At 64.6% G+C, this 14,743-nt stretch carries 12 protein-coding genes and 1 tRNA gene; 8 read left to right on the forward strand and 5 right to left on the reverse strand.

All coding sequences use genetic code 11. From position 1 onward, the window contains the following. Positions 1-2: 2 nt before the first annotated feature. The 5 genes from OVY48_RS10470 to OVY48_RS10490 form a co-directional block, all read right to left on the reverse strand. Entirely contained in the window at positions 3-2,252 is a 2,250-nt protein-coding gene (locus OVY48_RS10470) for a NahK/ErcS family hybrid sensor histidine kinase/response regulator (RefSeq protein ID WP_313922818.1), read from the reverse strand. Next, the gene (locus OVY48_RS10475) at positions 2,249-3,409 is read right to left on the reverse strand and encodes an FIST N-terminal domain-containing protein (protein WP_313922819.1); all 1,161 of its coding nucleotides are present in this window, start codon (positions 3,407-3,409) and stop codon (positions 2,249-2,251) included. The genes OVY48_RS10470 and OVY48_RS10475 overlap by 4 nt, the downstream gene beginning before the upstream one ends. 156 nt (positions 3,410-3,565) lie before the next feature. Next, entirely contained in the window at positions 3,566-3,958 is a 393-nt protein-coding gene (locus OVY48_RS10480; protein WP_313922820.1) for a DUF779 domain-containing protein, read from the reverse strand. A 75-nt stretch (positions 3,959-4,033) separates the two neighbouring features. Further along, complete coding sequence (adh, locus tag OVY48_RS10485; protein ID WP_313924748.1) at positions 4,034-5,554, reverse strand: aldehyde dehydrogenase; 1,521 nt, start codon at positions 5,552-5,554, stop codon at positions 4,034-4,036. A gap of 373 nt (positions 5,555-5,927) precedes the next feature. Beyond that, positions 5,928-6,017 (reverse strand) — tRNA-Ser (locus OVY48_RS10490). 134 nt (positions 6,018-6,151) lie between these two features. Here OVY48_RS10490 and hspQ point away from each other — a divergent pair. From hspQ to OVY48_RS10530, 8 genes are all read left to right on the forward strand, one after another. Continuing rightward, on the forward strand, positions 6,152-6,523 hold the full coding sequence (gene hspQ, locus OVY48_RS10495; protein ID WP_037475101.1) for a heat shock protein HspQ: 372 nt from the start codon (positions 6,152-6,154) through the stop codon (positions 6,521-6,523). Beyond that, on the forward strand, positions 6,480-7,259 hold the full coding sequence (locus OVY48_RS10500) for a GDSL-type esterase/lipase family protein (protein WP_313922821.1): 780 nt from the start codon (positions 6,480-6,482) through the stop codon (positions 7,257-7,259). Before hspQ ends, OVY48_RS10500 begins: the two co-directional genes overlap by 44 nt. A 119-nt stretch (positions 7,260-7,378) precedes the next feature. Then, positions 7,379-9,316, forward strand: a complete 1,938-nt coding sequence (locus tag OVY48_RS10505; RefSeq protein WP_313924749.1) for an OPT family oligopeptide transporter — start codon at positions 7,379-7,381, stop codon at positions 9,314-9,316. Between the two features lie 69 nt (positions 9,317-9,385). Continuing rightward, the gene (locus OVY48_RS10510; protein ID WP_313924750.1) at positions 9,386-9,976 is read left to right on the forward strand and encodes a hypothetical protein; all 591 of its coding nucleotides are present in this window, start codon (positions 9,386-9,388) and stop codon (positions 9,974-9,976) included. 76 nt (positions 9,977-10,052) lie between these two features. Beyond that, complete coding sequence (locus tag OVY48_RS10515) at positions 10,053-10,652, forward strand: OB-fold-containig protein (RefSeq protein WP_313922822.1); 600 nt, start codon at positions 10,053-10,055, stop codon at positions 10,650-10,652. 9 nt (positions 10,653-10,661) lie between these two features. Continuing rightward, positions 10,662-12,371 (forward strand): flotillin domain-containing protein, encoded by a 1,710-nt coding sequence (locus OVY48_RS10520; protein WP_313922823.1) that lies wholly within the window; start codon positions 10,662-10,664, stop codon positions 12,369-12,371. 23 nt (positions 12,372-12,394) lie between these two features. Next, complete coding sequence (locus OVY48_RS10525; RefSeq protein WP_313922824.1) at positions 12,395-13,048, forward strand: YoaK family protein; 654 nt, start codon at positions 12,395-12,397, stop codon at positions 13,046-13,048. A gap of 354 nt (positions 13,049-13,402) precedes the next feature. Further along, complete coding sequence (locus tag OVY48_RS10530; RefSeq protein WP_409593135.1) at positions 13,403-14,725, forward strand: TCR/Tet family MFS transporter; 1,323 nt, start codon at positions 13,403-13,405, stop codon at positions 14,723-14,725. The last annotated feature ends 18 nt before the right edge of the window (positions 14,726-14,743 follow it).

A 14,743-nucleotide genomic window follows, 5' to 3' on the forward strand; every position in this document is an offset into this window, starting at 1 on the left:
GATCAGTCCAGGATCGTTCGGAGCAACGCGCGCAGCTGCGCCGGCTTCACCGGCTTGTTCAGCAACGGCGTCGCGGTGGCCGCCAATTGGGTTTTCAGCGCCTCGCCGCGGTCGGCGGATATCATCACGGCGGGCACTTTGACGCCGAAATGATCATGCAGGCGGTGGATCACGGTATCGCCTGTTTCGCCATCTTTCAGATGATAGTCCACCAGGATGATGTCGGGCCGCGCCCCATCGGCGAAGAGCAAGGCGGCCTGATCGAACCCGTCAGCCGTTGCCACCGCACAGCCCCAGCCGGTCAGCAGCGTCCGCATGCCGGACTGGATCTGGCGTTCATTGTCGATCACCAGCACGGAAAGATTGCGCATCGGCCGATCGCGGGACGGCGGCGCGCGGTCGGGATCGTCGTCGCGCTGTTCCTGCCCGATCGGCAGGGTGATCGCGAATGTGGCGCCTTCGCCCGGTGCCGACCGCAATGTGATGGGATGGCCCAGCATGTCGCTGGCCCGTTTGACGATGGCGAGGCCCAGCCCCTTACCCTGACAGCGTGTGTCCAGCCGCAGAAATTCCTCGAAGATCAGCGCCTGCTTGTCCGCCGCGATGCCGGGGCCGGTATCGGTGACGCTGATTTCCACCCCCTGATCCGTCGCCGCGCAGCAGACCCGTACGGATCCGCTGGGGGTGTAGCGAATCGCATTGGAAATGAAGTTCTGAAGGATGCGGCGCAGCAGCCGGACATCGGTTTCGACCCAGAGAGGCTCGGCTATGATCTGAAAGCCGAGGTGCGCCGCACGGGCCATCGGCGCAAATTCCACGTTCAGCGTCTGCAACAGCCGGTCGATACGGATATGCCCGATTTCCGGCTGGATCGCGCCCGCGTCGAGTCGCGAGATTTCCAGTAACGCCTCCAGCAGATCTTCGACCGAATCCAGCGCCGTCGACGTCTGGTTGACCAGCGCGCGCGTCGGCAGCGCAAGCCGCCGGTCACCCAACGCCGCGACGAACAGCCGCGCGGCATTGAGCGGTTGCAACAGGTCATGGCTGGCCGCTGCGAGAAAGCTGGTTTTCGACAGGTTCGCCTTTTCCGCCGCGATCTTGGCTTGCGTCAATGCGGCTTGCACCGCCCGCCGCTCGGCCACTTCGCCTTCCAGCTTGCGATTGAGTTCGACCAGTTCGCCTGTGCGTTCCGACACACGGCGTTCCAGCGTTTCGGCCGTTTCCTGCAAGCTCGCCTGCGCACGCAGCATGTCGGTGACATCAATGAAGCCGAAGACTTGACCGCCGTCCGCCATGGTCTTTGCCCGGATTTCGAAATGCCGCTGGCCAGCAGCGCACCGGCGAACGATCGTTTGATTGTCGGCATGCCCCCCGCGCCAATCGAGACAGCCGCCATCGTCCAGCCCCAGCGTGTCGCGACACCAGCGGACCAGATCGCCATGGCTGGCCAGTGCGCTCGCAAGATGATCCGGCAAGGCAAGCAGGCGGCGCAGCGCTTCGTTCCAGGCCGCCAGTTGCCGACGATTGTCGAACAGGCACACCCCCTCCGACAGATTGTCGAGCGTCGCCTGAAGCACGACATTGCGTTCGGCCAGTTCGCGCGCGCGGGCGCGGGCGTCCTCCGCCTTGGCCTCGGTTATATCGGTATAGATGCCGACGATGCCGCCTTCGCTGGTGCGCAATTCGTTGATCTGGATCCAGCGGCCATCGGCGAGCCGCTGCACCTGCGCGCCATCGGCAATGCCATGTTTGGCCAGCCGGTCGGAAACCCAGCGGTCGGGCGCGACCTGTGCCCCGGCCGGGCTTTGGCTATGCGCCACGATCCGCGCAATGTCGTGGAAGGTCACGCCTTCGTCCAGATGGTCTGCCACTTGAGGCCAGAAGCCGAGATAGGCTTCGTTATGGAGGACCAGCCGATCCTCCGCATCGAACAGCACGAACCCCTCGTTGATCGATTCGATCGCATCGCGCAGGCGCATGCGGGCGGCATCGACGCGGGCATGGGCATCGCTCAGGTCCGCATTGGCCTTCGCCAAGCGTCCAAGCGCGTCTTCGAGTTGGACGGTTCGATCCCGCACCTTCGCCTCCAGCGAGATCGCGGTTTCAAACATCGAAAAGGCGTTGGCCGACATGTCGGTCGACCGTTCCACGCGGTCCATCAACGCGCTGTTGATCTTGCGCAGTTTGCGGTTCTCCTCGCGCAGACGCGCGACTTCGCTATCCGCGTCCGACCGGGTGCCATCCTGCGTCATTTTCCGATCGCAAGCCCGCTGAACGTCTGGTTCACATGGAGCGCATGATATTGTTCGCCATAGGTGTTGAAGCCAACGACCCGATGCCGCGCATAAAGGGCGGATACGTCCCGGCTGATCTGCCGTTGTTCCGCATCGATCCGGTTCAGCACGCAATCGAAGGCGATGATCCGATCCACTTCCCCGACATGGACATCGATGTCCTGGAACAGGGCTTCCATGCCGGCGATACGGTCCACCGGCTCGCCGATCGTCAGCACGATGCCCTCGTCGATGGCGCAGTAGAAGCTGAGGCTCCCGTCAGGGTTGGCGCTCTGGATCGATCGGACATGATATTCCCCGCCCGCACGGACCATCGGCGGATGGGCGGCGAAGAACGCCGTCCCCAGCGCTTCGCCGGCATGACCCGCCAACCGCAGATATTCGGCTGCGGCCGGTTCGGCATTGATCTCCGTCACGATCCGTTCAGGCGAGTTCGCGCCGGTAATTACCATCTTCCGGTCGCCCGGCCGATAATGCTGCGCCTTGAACACATGTATCGCCCGGCTCGTGGACAGGATGGCAATGACCGCCGCGCGGGCGTGAAAGCGCCCCCCATCGAATATCGCCGTCTGGCGAAAGGCCAGGTCGTCGCCCGAAGAGCCGCCGATCAGCGGAATGTCGCCCAAGGCGTCCTGGATCGTCATGGTCAGCAATTCTTCGCGATGCGACAGGCCGTCCACCAGGAACAGGGCGACATGATTGACGCTCTCGCCCAGCGCCCGGCTGTCGCGTTCCGCCCGTGCCGCAAGCGCGCGCACCTGTTCGCGCGCGGCTTGGGGATCGAAATTATCGATGTCGTCGAAACAATGGGACGTCATGCGGAAGCTGTCGGCGGGAAAGCCGATGATGGTCAGGCTGTCGCTGTCATAACCATTGCCGGTCAATTCCCCCGAACTGGTGCAGCCGATCACCGTCATACCCTCGCTATGCCGGTTGATCGCCCGCGCCAGCCGGTCGCGATCATAGCGGTGCGAACAGAAGATCATCGCACCGGCCAGCGGCTGTGCGCCCAGCGTCTCGCCCAGTTCTGCCATGGCCTCGAACGGATCATCGGCATGGGAGGAGGCAAACCCTATCCCCGCCTTCAGGATGTCTGTCGTCGCCTTGCCCCTCATCCCGCTGCCTTGTCGTCTTTATGGCAATATCATGCGCAGGGATGATCGATATTGTCACCCGAAACCCGACGCTTTTCGCGCTTTGGACCGGATATGTCGTGCAGAAAGGGGCAAGCGTATCATCGCTTGCCGAAACGGCCGGTCCGCGTCGCGCAATCAGCCGCCGCGCGCCGGTTCTCCGGCGGCCTCCAGCAGCGCCGACTCGCTTTCGGTAAACAGGCGCGAGCGGACCAGGAACCGCAGGCCTTCGGGGCTTTCCAGCGACATGCCCGCCCCCCGGCCCGGCACGACATCGATGATCACCTGCGTATGGCGCCAATAGTCGAATTGCGCGGCGCCGATCCATACCGGCACATCGCCTGCAATCCGCCCCAGCAACACATCCTGCGCCCCGACTCGAAATTCACCGCGCAGGAAACACATCGGGGCGGACCCGTCGCAGCACCCGCCCGATTGATGAAACATGAGCGGCCCATGCAGAGCCGTCAGACGAGTGATCAGGGCGTCCGCCTGCGGGGTGGACAGGATGCGTGCCGGAAGCGATACCATCGTCTGTCTCCGCCAAAATGAAGCGGCAGGCATCCCATGATGCCCACCGCCGACCTTCAGAAGAAATCCATTCCTTTAGAAGAAACCCAGGGCCTTCGGGCTGTAGCTGACCAGCAGATTCTTCGTCTGCTGATAATGGTCCAGCATCATCTTGTGATTTTCGCGCCCGATGCCCGACTGTTTATAGCCGCCAAAGGCCGCATGGGCGGGATAGGCATGGTAGCAATTGGTCCACACCCGACCAGCCTGGATGCCACGGCCCATGCGATAGGCGCGCGTCCCGTCGCGGGTCCATACGCCTGCGCCCAGACCGTAGAGCGTGTCATTGGCGATCGCCAGCGCGTCGGCCTCATCCTTGAAGGTGGTCACTGCCAATACGGGGCCAAAGATTTCCTCTTGGAAAATCCGCATCTTGTTATGGCCCTTGAGGACGGTGGGCGTCACATAATAGCCCTGGCTCAGATCGCCCTCATGGCTGGCGCGTTCGCCGCCGGTCAGCACCTGCGCGCCTTCTTCGCGACCGATGGCGATGTAGGACAGGATCTTTTCCAGTTGGTCGTTGGACGCCTGCGCGCCGATCATCGTCGATGGATCGAGCGGGCTGCCCTGCTTGATCGCCTTAACCCGTGCGATGGCGCGCTCGATGAACCGGTCATAGATCGATTCCTGAATGAGCGCGCGACTGGGGCAGGTACAGACTTCGCCCTGGTTGAGCGCGAACATGGCAAAGCCTTCGAGGCATTTGTCGAAATAATCGTCGTCCGCGTCCATCACGTCGGCAAAGAAGATGTTGGGCGACTTGCCGCCCAGTTCCAGCGTCACCGGGATCAGGTTTTCCGACGCATATTGCATGATCAGGCGGCCGGTCGTGGTTTCGCCGGTAAAGGCGATCTTGCTGATCCGCTTGCTGCTGGCGAGCGGCTTGCCCGCTTCGACGCCAAAGCCATTGACGATGTTGAGCACGCCGGGCGGCAACAGGTCGCCGATAATCTCCGCCAGCACCAGGATCGACATCGGGGTCTGTTCGGCTGGCTTGAGTACGATGCAATTGCCAGCCGCAAGGGCGGGCGCCAGTTTCCACACCGCCATCAGGATGGGGAAGTTCCACGGAATGATCTGGCCCACCACGCCCAGCGGTTCGTGGAAATGATAGGCGATGGTGTCATGGTCGATCTCGCTGATCGAGCCTTCCTGGGCACGGGCGCAACCGGCGAAATAGCGGAAATGGTCGATCGCCAAAGGAATATCGGCATGGGTCGTCTCGCGGATCGGCTTGCCGTTGTCGATCGTCTCGGCCATCGCGATTAGATCCAGATTGGCTTCCATCCGGTCGGCGATCTTCAGCAGGATGTTGGACCGCTCGGTCGATGACATCCGGCCCCACGCCTCCTTGGCGGCGTGCGCGGCATCCAGGGCCAGTTCGATATCCTCGGCCGTGCCGCGCGCCACCTGGCATACCACCTGCCCGTTCACGGGCGAGATATTGTCGAAATAGGCGCCCTTCACAGGCGCCGTCCATGCCCCACCGATATAATTGTCATAGCAATCGCGGATGAGGGTATGGCCGGATAATTTCTCCAGCGCCTGGTGCAGCATCATCATATCTCCTGGGTCAATTTTCGCATTGAAATTCAGGATGTCAGGATGGCAAAGCCTGTAGGTTGCGCAATAGGACCTTTGGTCAATTGCGAGCAGCCACGATGATCGTGTCGTCGATGTTAGAGATCAAATGATCCGGCGCATTGCCCCGCTCCGCTTTGAGGCGGAGCGCGCACTCACAGGGGAAAAGCCAGCATGGGGACGCCCAAGGCTGCTAACCCTTCTACAGTCGCCCGATGGCGTCGGGATAATGGGCCAGCATTGAGCTATTATCGCAAAAAGACAATCTCACATGCTATCAACCAAAATGTTGGTTGCTACGAACCGACGCCCGGAAAATCTCTTAAAATCAAAGGCTTTTGAAAATAATTGGCGGAGAGGCAGGGATTCGAACCCTGGGTACCCTCTCGGGCACGCCGCATTTCGAGTGCGGTGCATTCGACCACTCTGCCACCTCTCCGCAGAAGGTCCGCCGGGCCGATGGCCGCTGCGTTCCTGGTCGAGCGGCGGCCATTAGCGAATGAAATCGCGCTTGCCAAGCGGGGTTTCCGGGTTTTTTCTTGTGTCGGCGTTGAAGCACCCTAAATTGGGGACATGAGAAACACGATTCAGATTTTCGGCGCTGGCGTCACGGCCCCGCCGATCGTCCATTCCCGCTTCAGCATCGGCGACGTGGTCCGGCACCGCATGTTCGGCTTTCGCGGCGTCGTGTTCGATATCGACCCGGTTTTCGCCAATAGCGAGGAATGGTATGAGGCCATCCCCGAACATGCCCGGCCCGACAAGCAGCAGCCCTTTTACCACCTGCTCGCCGAAAATGGCGAATCCAGCTATGTCGCTTATGTCAGCCAGCAGAATCTGGTCACCGACGACAGTGACGAGCCGGTCGACCACCCCGCCATCACCGGCATGTTCGGTGCCTATGCGGACGGTAAATATCGCCTGCGCCCGCTCCATCGCCATTAAGGGCGCCGCCGCGCTGCTGCTGGCGCTCGCGCTGCCTGGCATTGCGCACGGGCAGGTGCAAGGCGGACAGGCGGAAGGCGGGCAGGCGCAGGATCGGCCGCCCAATGCCGATCCCAGCTTCCCCTTCGCGCGCGAGATCGAGGCGTTCGCCAAGGCCAATGCCGCAAGTCCGCCGGTCGAGGGCGCGACACTCTTCCTGGGCAGTTCCAGCATTCGCCTGTGGGACATAGCAGGCAGCTTCACCGACATCCCGACCGTCAATCGCGGTTTTGGCGGGGCCAGCACGCCCGATGTGCTGCGCTATTATCGACGGCTGTTGCCTCCGACCAAGCCGCGCACGATCATCGTCTATGTCGGCGAAAATGATCTGGCGGCCGGCGCCAGTCCTGACAAGGTCGCCGCCGACATACTGATCCTGCTCAAGCGGCTGCGCAACGACTATCCCCGCGCGCCCATCGCCTTCCTCTCGCTCAAGCCCAGCCCGATCCGCTGGACGCTCTGGCCCAAAATGGCGGCGATCAATCAGGCCGTGGCCGCGCGCGCGGCGGCGGTCCGCTTCACCTATCTCGACGTCGGCCGCCTGCTATTGGCGCGCGACGGCCTGCCCGACGCTTCGCTCTTTCGCGCCGATGGCTTGCATATGAAGCCCGAAGGCTATCAACGCTGGACGCGGCTGGTGGACAATTGGCTCGATCGTGTCGCGCCCGCCACCGCTGCGGCGGAAAAGGCCTCCTGACGGCCCCAATTGCACTTTCCGATTGATCCACGACCAAGCAACATTATTACCAATCCCAAGCAACAAGCACGAAGCCAAGGGGATATAGGGTGACAACGGACAAGCCACAGGCCAGCGGGATGGCCGAACTGACGCTGCGCGGCGTCATCCTGGGCGCGCTCATCACCCTCATCTTCACCGCAGCGAACGTCTATCTCGGCCTCAAGATCGGCCTGACCTTCGCGACCTCCATCCCCGCGGCGGTCATCTCCATGGCCATCCTGCGCCTGTTCGCCACTGGCACGATCCTGGAAAACAACATCGTCCAGACCATCGCCTCGGCGGCGGGGACGCTCTCGGCGATCATCTTCGTGCTGCCGGGCCTGGTGATGATCGGCTGGTGGCAGGGCTTTCCCTATTGGCTGTCGGCCTGCACCATCGCGCTTGGCGGCATATTGGGCGTCATGTATTCGGTGCCGCTGCGCCGCGCGCTCGTCACCGGCTCCGACCTCCCCTATCCCGAAGGCGTCGCGGCGGCCGAAGTGCTGAAAGTCGGCGCGGGATCGCGCGCGGGCGCGGAAGAAAATAAGCGCGGCCTGTCCGCCATTCTGCTGAGCGCTGTCGCCGCCGCCTCCTTCACCATCATCGCCAAGACCCGGCTGATCGCCGAGGAAGCCGCCACCTTCTTCCGCTTCGGCACCGGCGCGACATCGATGTCGACCAGCTTTTCGATGGCGCTGATCGGCGTCGGGCATCTGGTCGGCCTGTCGGTCGGCGTCGCCATGTTCGTGGGGCTGGTGATCAGCTGGTTCGGCATCGTCCCCTTCCTGACCGCGCCCGTGCCCGCGGGCGGCGATCTCGCCACCATCGTCGGCGACACCTTCCGCACCAAGGCGCGCTTCATCGGCGCGGGCACCATCGGCGTCGCGGCGATCTGGACCCTGCTCAAGATTCTCGGCCCCATCATCGGCGGTATCCGCTCCGCCCTCGTCGCCAATGCAACGCGCAAAGCGGGCAATGCCGGTCTGCTGGAACTCACCGAACGCGACCTGCCCATCGGCATCGTCTTCGGCACCATCATCGCGTCGATGCTGCCCATCGGCGCGCTGCTCTGGATTTTCGCGCAGGGCGGCCCGATCGCCGCCAACCCAGTGCCGGTCATCGCCCTGACGCTCGCCTATGTGCTGGTCGCGGGCATCGTCATCGCGTCGGTCTGCGGCTATATGGCGGGGCTTATCGGCGCATCGAACAGCCCGATTTCGGGCGTCGGCATCCTCGCCGTGCTGGGCGCATCGCTGATGCTCGCCGCCATTTACGGGTCGGGCGGCGACCCGGATCGCAGCCAGGCGCTCGTCGCCTACGCCCTCTTCACCACCGCGATCGTGTTCGGCATCGCCACCATCTCCAACGATAATCTTCAGGATCTCAAGACCGGCCAGCTCGTCGGCGCGACCCCCTGGAAGCAGCAGATCGCCCTGATCCTGGGCGTCCTCTTCGGCTCGCTCGTCATCCCGCCGGTGCTGGACCTGCTGAACAGCGCCTTCGGCTTTGCCGGGGCACCGGGCGCCGGGCCGAACGCCCTGCCCGCCCCGCAGGCAGCGCTCATCTCTGCGCTGGCGAAGGGCGTCTTGGGCGGCGATCTCGACTGGGGCCTGATCGGCATCGGCGCGGGCATCGGCGCGGTCGTGGTGCTGGCCGACGAATTGCTGGGCAAGGCAGGCAAGCTGCGCCTGCCCCCATTGGCGGTCGGCATGGGCATTTATCTGCCGATGGCGCTGACGCTGCTGATCCCGGTCGGCGCGCTGATCGGCCATCTCTACAATCGCTGGGCGCTGCGCCAGTCCAACCCCGAATTTGCCGAGCGCATGGGCGTGCTGATGGCCACCGGCTTCATCGTCGGCGAAAGCCTGTTCGGCGTCGCTTTCGCCGGCATCGTCGCGGCGACCGACAGCGACACGCCGCTGGCGCTGGTGGGCGAAAGCCATTGGGCCGTGCCGCTCGCCATCCTGATCTTCGCGGGCGTCATTGCAGGGCTCTATGCGCGGCTGCGCCATTGGGCGAGCGCGCCGCTGACCTGATCCGTTCAGCCGCGCGACAGCCGGACGCGGATACAAGTCGGTTCATCGCAGGATAAAAGGATCGGGATGATGGGCAAGACGCGCTGGATGACGGGATCGCTGGTGGCCCTTGGCCTGATGCTCGGCAGCGTCAGCGCCGCCGAAGCGCGCCCTCGCTATGATCGCGGCTGGGGCCATCATCATCGCGACCGGGGCAATGGCTTCGGCTTTGGCGATGCGGTGGGCGTCGCCGCGCTGATCGGCGCAGTCGCGATCGTCGCCTCCTCTTTGTCCAAGGACAAGCAGGCCGCCCGCGGCAACGCGCCCTATGCCGACGATGACGCTCCGCCCCCGGCCACCGGCACCGACTATGGATTGGACCGCCAAGGCGCAGCACCCGGCGAGGAGGATTTCTCGGACGTCGTCGGCAACCCCGACGCTATGGCGGACGCCTGCGCCCTCGCCGCCCGCGACGAAGCGCAGACCCGCGAGGGCGGCTATGCCGAAATCCGCGCCATGGACGAGCCCCGCCCCACCCAGGGCGGCTATAATATCGACGGCGAAGTCGAAACCCGCGCCAGCTACCGCGCCACCACCGGCACCACCCGCCGCTTCACCTGCGCCATGCAGAACGGCCGCGTCGCGGAGGTCTATCTCAGCCGCGACGTAGCCGCGCGATAGGGCCGCGCGCCTTCGCTTTATCCTGTCCTCCCGCCCATCGCTGGTCTAGCATTCCGCCGAATCAGGGGGTTGGCGGGTGGTGGCCTTTCTTTTAGCGCCGGAAAATATCGTCTTCCTGTCAGCCATCCTGTTGATGCTGCTGATCGGCGGCGTGCAGGCGCTTGGCCTGGCGGGCGATGTCGATCTCGACCTGGACAGCGATGCTGATCTGCTGGGCTGGCTCGGCTTTGGCCGCCTGCCCCTGCTCGCCTTGATCGCAATCTTCCTCGCGATGGTCGGCATGATCGGGCTGACGGGCCAGCGCCTCGCGCTGGACTTTATCGGTACGCTGCTGACGCCCTGGATCGCGGTGCCCGGTGCCTTGCTCGCCGCCCTCCCCGCAACCGGCCTTGCCGCGCGCTTGCTCGCGCCCCTGCTACCGCGCGACCATACGACGGCGGTATCGCTCGACATGCTGGTGGGCAGCCCGGCGCAGATCGTCACCGGCCGCGCCAGCGCCGGATCGCCCGCCCGCGCGCGGGTGGAGGATCATCACGGCCAGGCCCATTATGTCATGGTCGAACCCGACAATGACGGCCAATCGCTGGCGGAGGGCGAAGCCATATTGCTCGTCCGCCGCGACGGCCCGCTTTTTCGCGCCATCAGCCATGGCGATCATTATCTGCCCCGCCTCTAGGAGAATGCCATGAATTTGCCCGCCGTGCAGGACGGATTTTCGATCATGCCCTATGTGCTGATCGCCGGCAGCGGCCTGCTGCTGCTGATCATATTGGGCGTCGTGATCGCCCGGCTCTACAAGCGGGCATCGAAGGAAATCGGCTTCGTGCGCACCGGCTTCGGCGGCGAGAAAGTGGTGATGAACGGCGGCGCGCTGGTGCTGCCGATCTTTCATGAGACGATGCCGGTCAACATGAACACGGTGCGGCTCGCGGTGGAACGCAAGAATAGCGACGCGCTGATCACGCTCGATCGGCTGCGCATCGACGTGAAGGCGGAATTCTATGTCCGGGTGCGGCCCGACGCCCAGTCGATCGCCATCGCCGCGCAGACGCTGGGCATGCGCACCATGCATCCCGAAGCGCTCAAGGAACTGGTCGAGGGCAAGTTCGTCGATGCATTGCGCTCGGTCGCGGCGGGCATGACCATGAACCAGTTGCACGAACAGCGCAGCGATTTCGTGCAAAAGGTGCAGCAGGTCTCCTCGGTCGATCTCGCCATGAACGGGCTGGAACTGGAAAGCGTCTCGCTGACCGGCCTCGACCAGACATCGATCGAACATTTCAACGCCAATAACGCCTTCGATGCCGAAGGCCTGACCAAGCTGACCGAGCAGATCGAATTGCGCAAGAAAGCGCGCAACGACATCGAACAGGATACCCGCGTCCAGATCGAGACCAAGAATCTGGAGGCCGAGCGCCAATCAATGCTGATCGCGCGCGACACCGAATTCGCCCGGCTGGAGCAGGAGCGCGAGGTCGAGATGCGCCGCGCCGCGCAAGGCGCCGAAATCGCCCGCGAACAATCGCTGCGCCAGCAGGAAGCCGAACAGGCCAAGATCGAAGCCAAGAAGCTGGTCGATAGCCAGCAGATCGAGGCGGACCGCACCGTCAAGGAAGCGCGGATCGCGCAGGAACAGGCGCTCGAACTCGCCCGGCAGGAACAGCAGATCGCGGTCCAGAACAAGAGCCGCGAGGAAAGCCAGGCCAAGGCGGAGGCCGACGCGGCCCGCGCCAAGGCGGTCGCGGCCGAGGAACAGGTGCAGACATCGCGCCAGACCGAGATTGCCGAGCGTACCAAGCGGATCGAACTGATCGACGCCGCCCGCGAGGCCGAACGCGCCGCGATCCAGGTGAAGGTCGAGGCAGAGGCCGAGAAGCAGGCCGCATCCGACCGCGCAGCCGCCGTGCGCTTCGCAGCACAGGGTGAGGCCGAGGCGGTGAAACTGCGCGCCGAGGCCGACCGCGTGCGTTTCGAGGTCGAAGCGGCGGGGCAGCAGGCTGTCAACGAAGCAGCTAACCTCCTCTCCTCCGGCCAGGTGTCGCTCCAGACCAAGATGGCCCTGCTCAAGATATTGCCCGAACTGGTCCGCGAGGCCGCCAAGCCGATGGAAGCGATCGATTCCATCAAGATCGTGCAGGTCGATGGGATAACGGGACAGGGCGGCGAAGGCGGCAGCGTATCCGCAGGCCAGGGGCAGGATGGCAACCTCGCCAATGCGGCGGTGTCCGCCGCGCTGCGCTACCGTGCGCAGGCGCCGGTGATCGACGGATTGATGAAGGAATTGGGTCTGGACGGCTCCAGCCTGGAGGGCCTTGTGCGCGGCGCAACCGATATGGCATCGCCACCCCCGGCGACATCGCCCGATGGCCCGACCGCCGATCCGACGGCAGCATGACGCTGCAACGGATCGCCTGACCCATGACCGGCAACACCCTGCCGCGTTATGCGCTGGCCTTTGGACTGGCTGCGCTGGCCGGGATGGTCGATGCGTTGGGCCTGCTCAAGCTGGGCGGCCTGTTCGTTTCCTTCATGAGCGGCAATTCGACGCGGATGGCGGTGGGCATCGCCGGGGGCACGGCGGTCGCCGGCATGGCCATCGGCCTGATCGGCGCCTTTGTCGGCGGCGTGTTTGGCGGGGCGCTGATAGGCAGACTGGCGGGCCGCTGGCGCAAACAGGCGGTGCTGGCCACGGTGCTGGGCATGCTGATCCTCGCCGCCTTGGCCGTCGGCCGCAGGGGCGACACCATCACTTTCCTGATGGCCGCCGCGATGGGGGCCGTGAATAATGTGTTCCAGCGCGATGGAGAGGTCAGCATCGGCGTCACCTATATGACCGGCGCGCTGGTGAAGCTCGGCCAATCCTTCGCGCTCGCCCTGACCGGCGGCCCGCGCTTTGGCTGGCTGCCCCATCTGCTGCTGTGGTTCAGCCTGGTGCTGGGCGCGATCATCGGCGCAGCCCTGTTCGCGCAGCTCGACCTGTCCGCCCTGTGGGTGGCGTGCGGCTGGTGCGCCGCCTTATGGGGCTTCAGCCTCTATCTCGGCCCGCTTGGTGGGACGGTGACCGCGCGATAGCAGGGTGCCGCCAGTTTGGGGGGGCGTCCTGACTATCAGATCAAGCCCGGCATGACGGCAACATCTACACCTCTCCCGTCTTCACGGGAGGGGGCACCCCAAAACCACCCCACCCCTTTCCTATTAGGATTTTCTCTGGTCTATCCTTCCAGATGAAACTGCGCCTACCACCCTCCCCCACGCTGACGCCGCGGATCGCCCCAGATGCGGCGCGCGACCGTCGCATGATCGTCGCGCCACTGTCGCGTCGGCGTCGCGTCCCTGTCGCGTCGATGCGCCTTTGCCGTGGCCTTCCCACGGCTTTACCGGCACGATTGGCCCAAATCGCCGTGCGACACTGTGAACTTCGGCCCTGTGACCTTTACCACCGCGCCCCTCGCCACCCGCTTGGCATTCGCCAGCCATCGCTATAGCGGGACCAACATGTCCACCCCGCCCGCCCCCGCACGCACCGCTGCGATCTTCTTCATCCTGGTGACGGCATGGCTCGACGTCATGTCGATGGGCATCGTCATTCCGGTGCTGCCGCAGTTGATCGAGCAGCTGTCCGGCGCGACCAGCGCGGCTGGCTTGTGGAACGGGCTGTTCGTGGCGCTGTGGGCGGGGATGCAATTTCTTTGCTCGCCGGTGATCGGCTCGCTGTCCGACCGGTTCGGGCGGCGGCCCGTCATTCTGGTGTCGGTCTGCGGGCTGGCGCTCGATTATGGGCTGATGGCGCTCGCGCCGAGCCTATGGTGGCTGGCGGTGGGACGCATCCTCGCCGGGATCACCTCGTCCAGCTTCACCTCGGTCTTTGCCTATATGGCCGACATCACCGCGCCCGAAGATCGCGCCAGGGGCTATGGCCTGATCGGCGCGGCGTTCAGCGGCGGTTTCGTCGCCGGGCCGCTGATCGGCGGGGTGCTCGGCGAAATATCGCTGCGCGCACCCTTCTGGGCGGCGGCGGGCCTGTCGGGCCTCGCTTTCCTCTACGGCCTGATCGTGCTGCCCGAATCGCTGCCGCGCGACAAGCGCATGGCGTTCAGCTGGCGACGCGCCAATCCGTTCGGCGCGCTCCGGCTGCTGCGGTCGCACCCCGAACTGTCCAGCCTCGCGACCGTCAACTTCCTGCTCTATTTCGCCCATCACCTGTTTTCGGCGGTGTTCGTCCTCTATGCGGGCGACCGCTATGGCTGGGGCGCATGGCAGGTCGGCACCCTGCTGGCGCTCGTCGGCTTGATGGACATGGGGGTACAGGGGTTGCTCGTCGGGCCAGTGGTCAAGCGGCTGGGCGATCGGACCACGATGGTCGTCGGCCTGTCGTTCGGCGCGGTCGGCATTGCGGCGATGGGCCTTGCACCGACGGGATGGCTGTTCGTCGCCGCCATGCTGCCCAATGCGCTCTGGGGCCTTGCCATGCCGACCATCCAGTCGCTCATGACCCGGCGCGTGTCGGAAAGCGAACAGGGCCAGCTACAGGGCGCGAACAACAGCGTCGCCAGCATCGCGGGCATCGCCTCGCCGCTCTTCTTCGGCGCGGTCTATTCCGCTTCGGTCGGCACCGCGCCGATCCTGCCCTTCATCGGCAGCGCCTTCCTGATCGCCGCCGCCGTTCTGGCCAGCGGCGCGCTTTTGGGATGGACCGCCGGGCGCGGCGCGCGCGCACCTGTGCTGGACAAGGACGCGACAGGACAGTAACCGGACGCGAATCCCTAT

This window comes from Sphingobium sp. SA2, from assembly GCF_032227065.1.
GTDB lineage: Bacteria > Pseudomonadota > Alphaproteobacteria > Sphingomonadales > Sphingomonadaceae > Sphingobium.

Excerpts from the sequence above, each read along its gene's own strand:
- OVY48_RS10475 (WP_313922819.1), bottom strand. The coding sequence starts at position 3,409 with ATGAGGGGCAAGGCGACGACAGACATCCTGAAGGCGGGGATAGGGTTT.
- OVY48_RS10520 (WP_313922823.1), top strand. The coding sequence starts at position 10,662 with ATGAATTTGCCCGCCGTGCAGGACGGATTTTCGATCATGCCCTATGTG.
- OVY48_RS10510 (WP_313924750.1), top strand. The coding sequence starts at position 9,386 with ATGGGCAAGACGCGCTGGATGACGGGATCGCTGGTGGCCCTTGGCCTG.
- OVY48_RS10480 (WP_313922820.1), bottom strand. The coding sequence starts at position 3,958 with ATGGTATCGCTTCCGGCACGCATCCTGTCCACCCCGCAGGCGGACGCC.
- OVY48_RS10505 (WP_313924749.1), top strand. The coding sequence starts at position 7,379 with ATGGCCGAACTGACGCTGCGCGGCGTCATCCTGGGCGCGCTCATCACC.
- OVY48_RS10470 (WP_313922818.1), bottom strand. The coding sequence starts at position 2,252 with ATGACGCAGGATGGCACCCGGTCGGACGCGGATAGCGAAGTCGCGCGT.
- hspQ (WP_037475101.1), top strand. The coding sequence starts at position 6,152 with ATGAGAAACACGATTCAGATTTTCGGCGCTGGCGTCACGGCCCCGCCG.
- adh (WP_313924748.1), bottom strand. The coding sequence starts at position 5,554 with ATGCTGCACCAGGCGCTGGAGAAATTATCCGGCCATACCCTCATCCGC.
- OVY48_RS10525 (WP_313922824.1), top strand. The coding sequence starts at position 12,395 with ATGACCGGCAACACCCTGCCGCGTTATGCGCTGGCCTTTGGACTGGCT.
- OVY48_RS10500 (WP_313922821.1), top strand. The coding sequence starts at position 6,480 with ATGCGGACGGTAAATATCGCCTGCGCCCGCTCCATCGCCATTAAGGGC.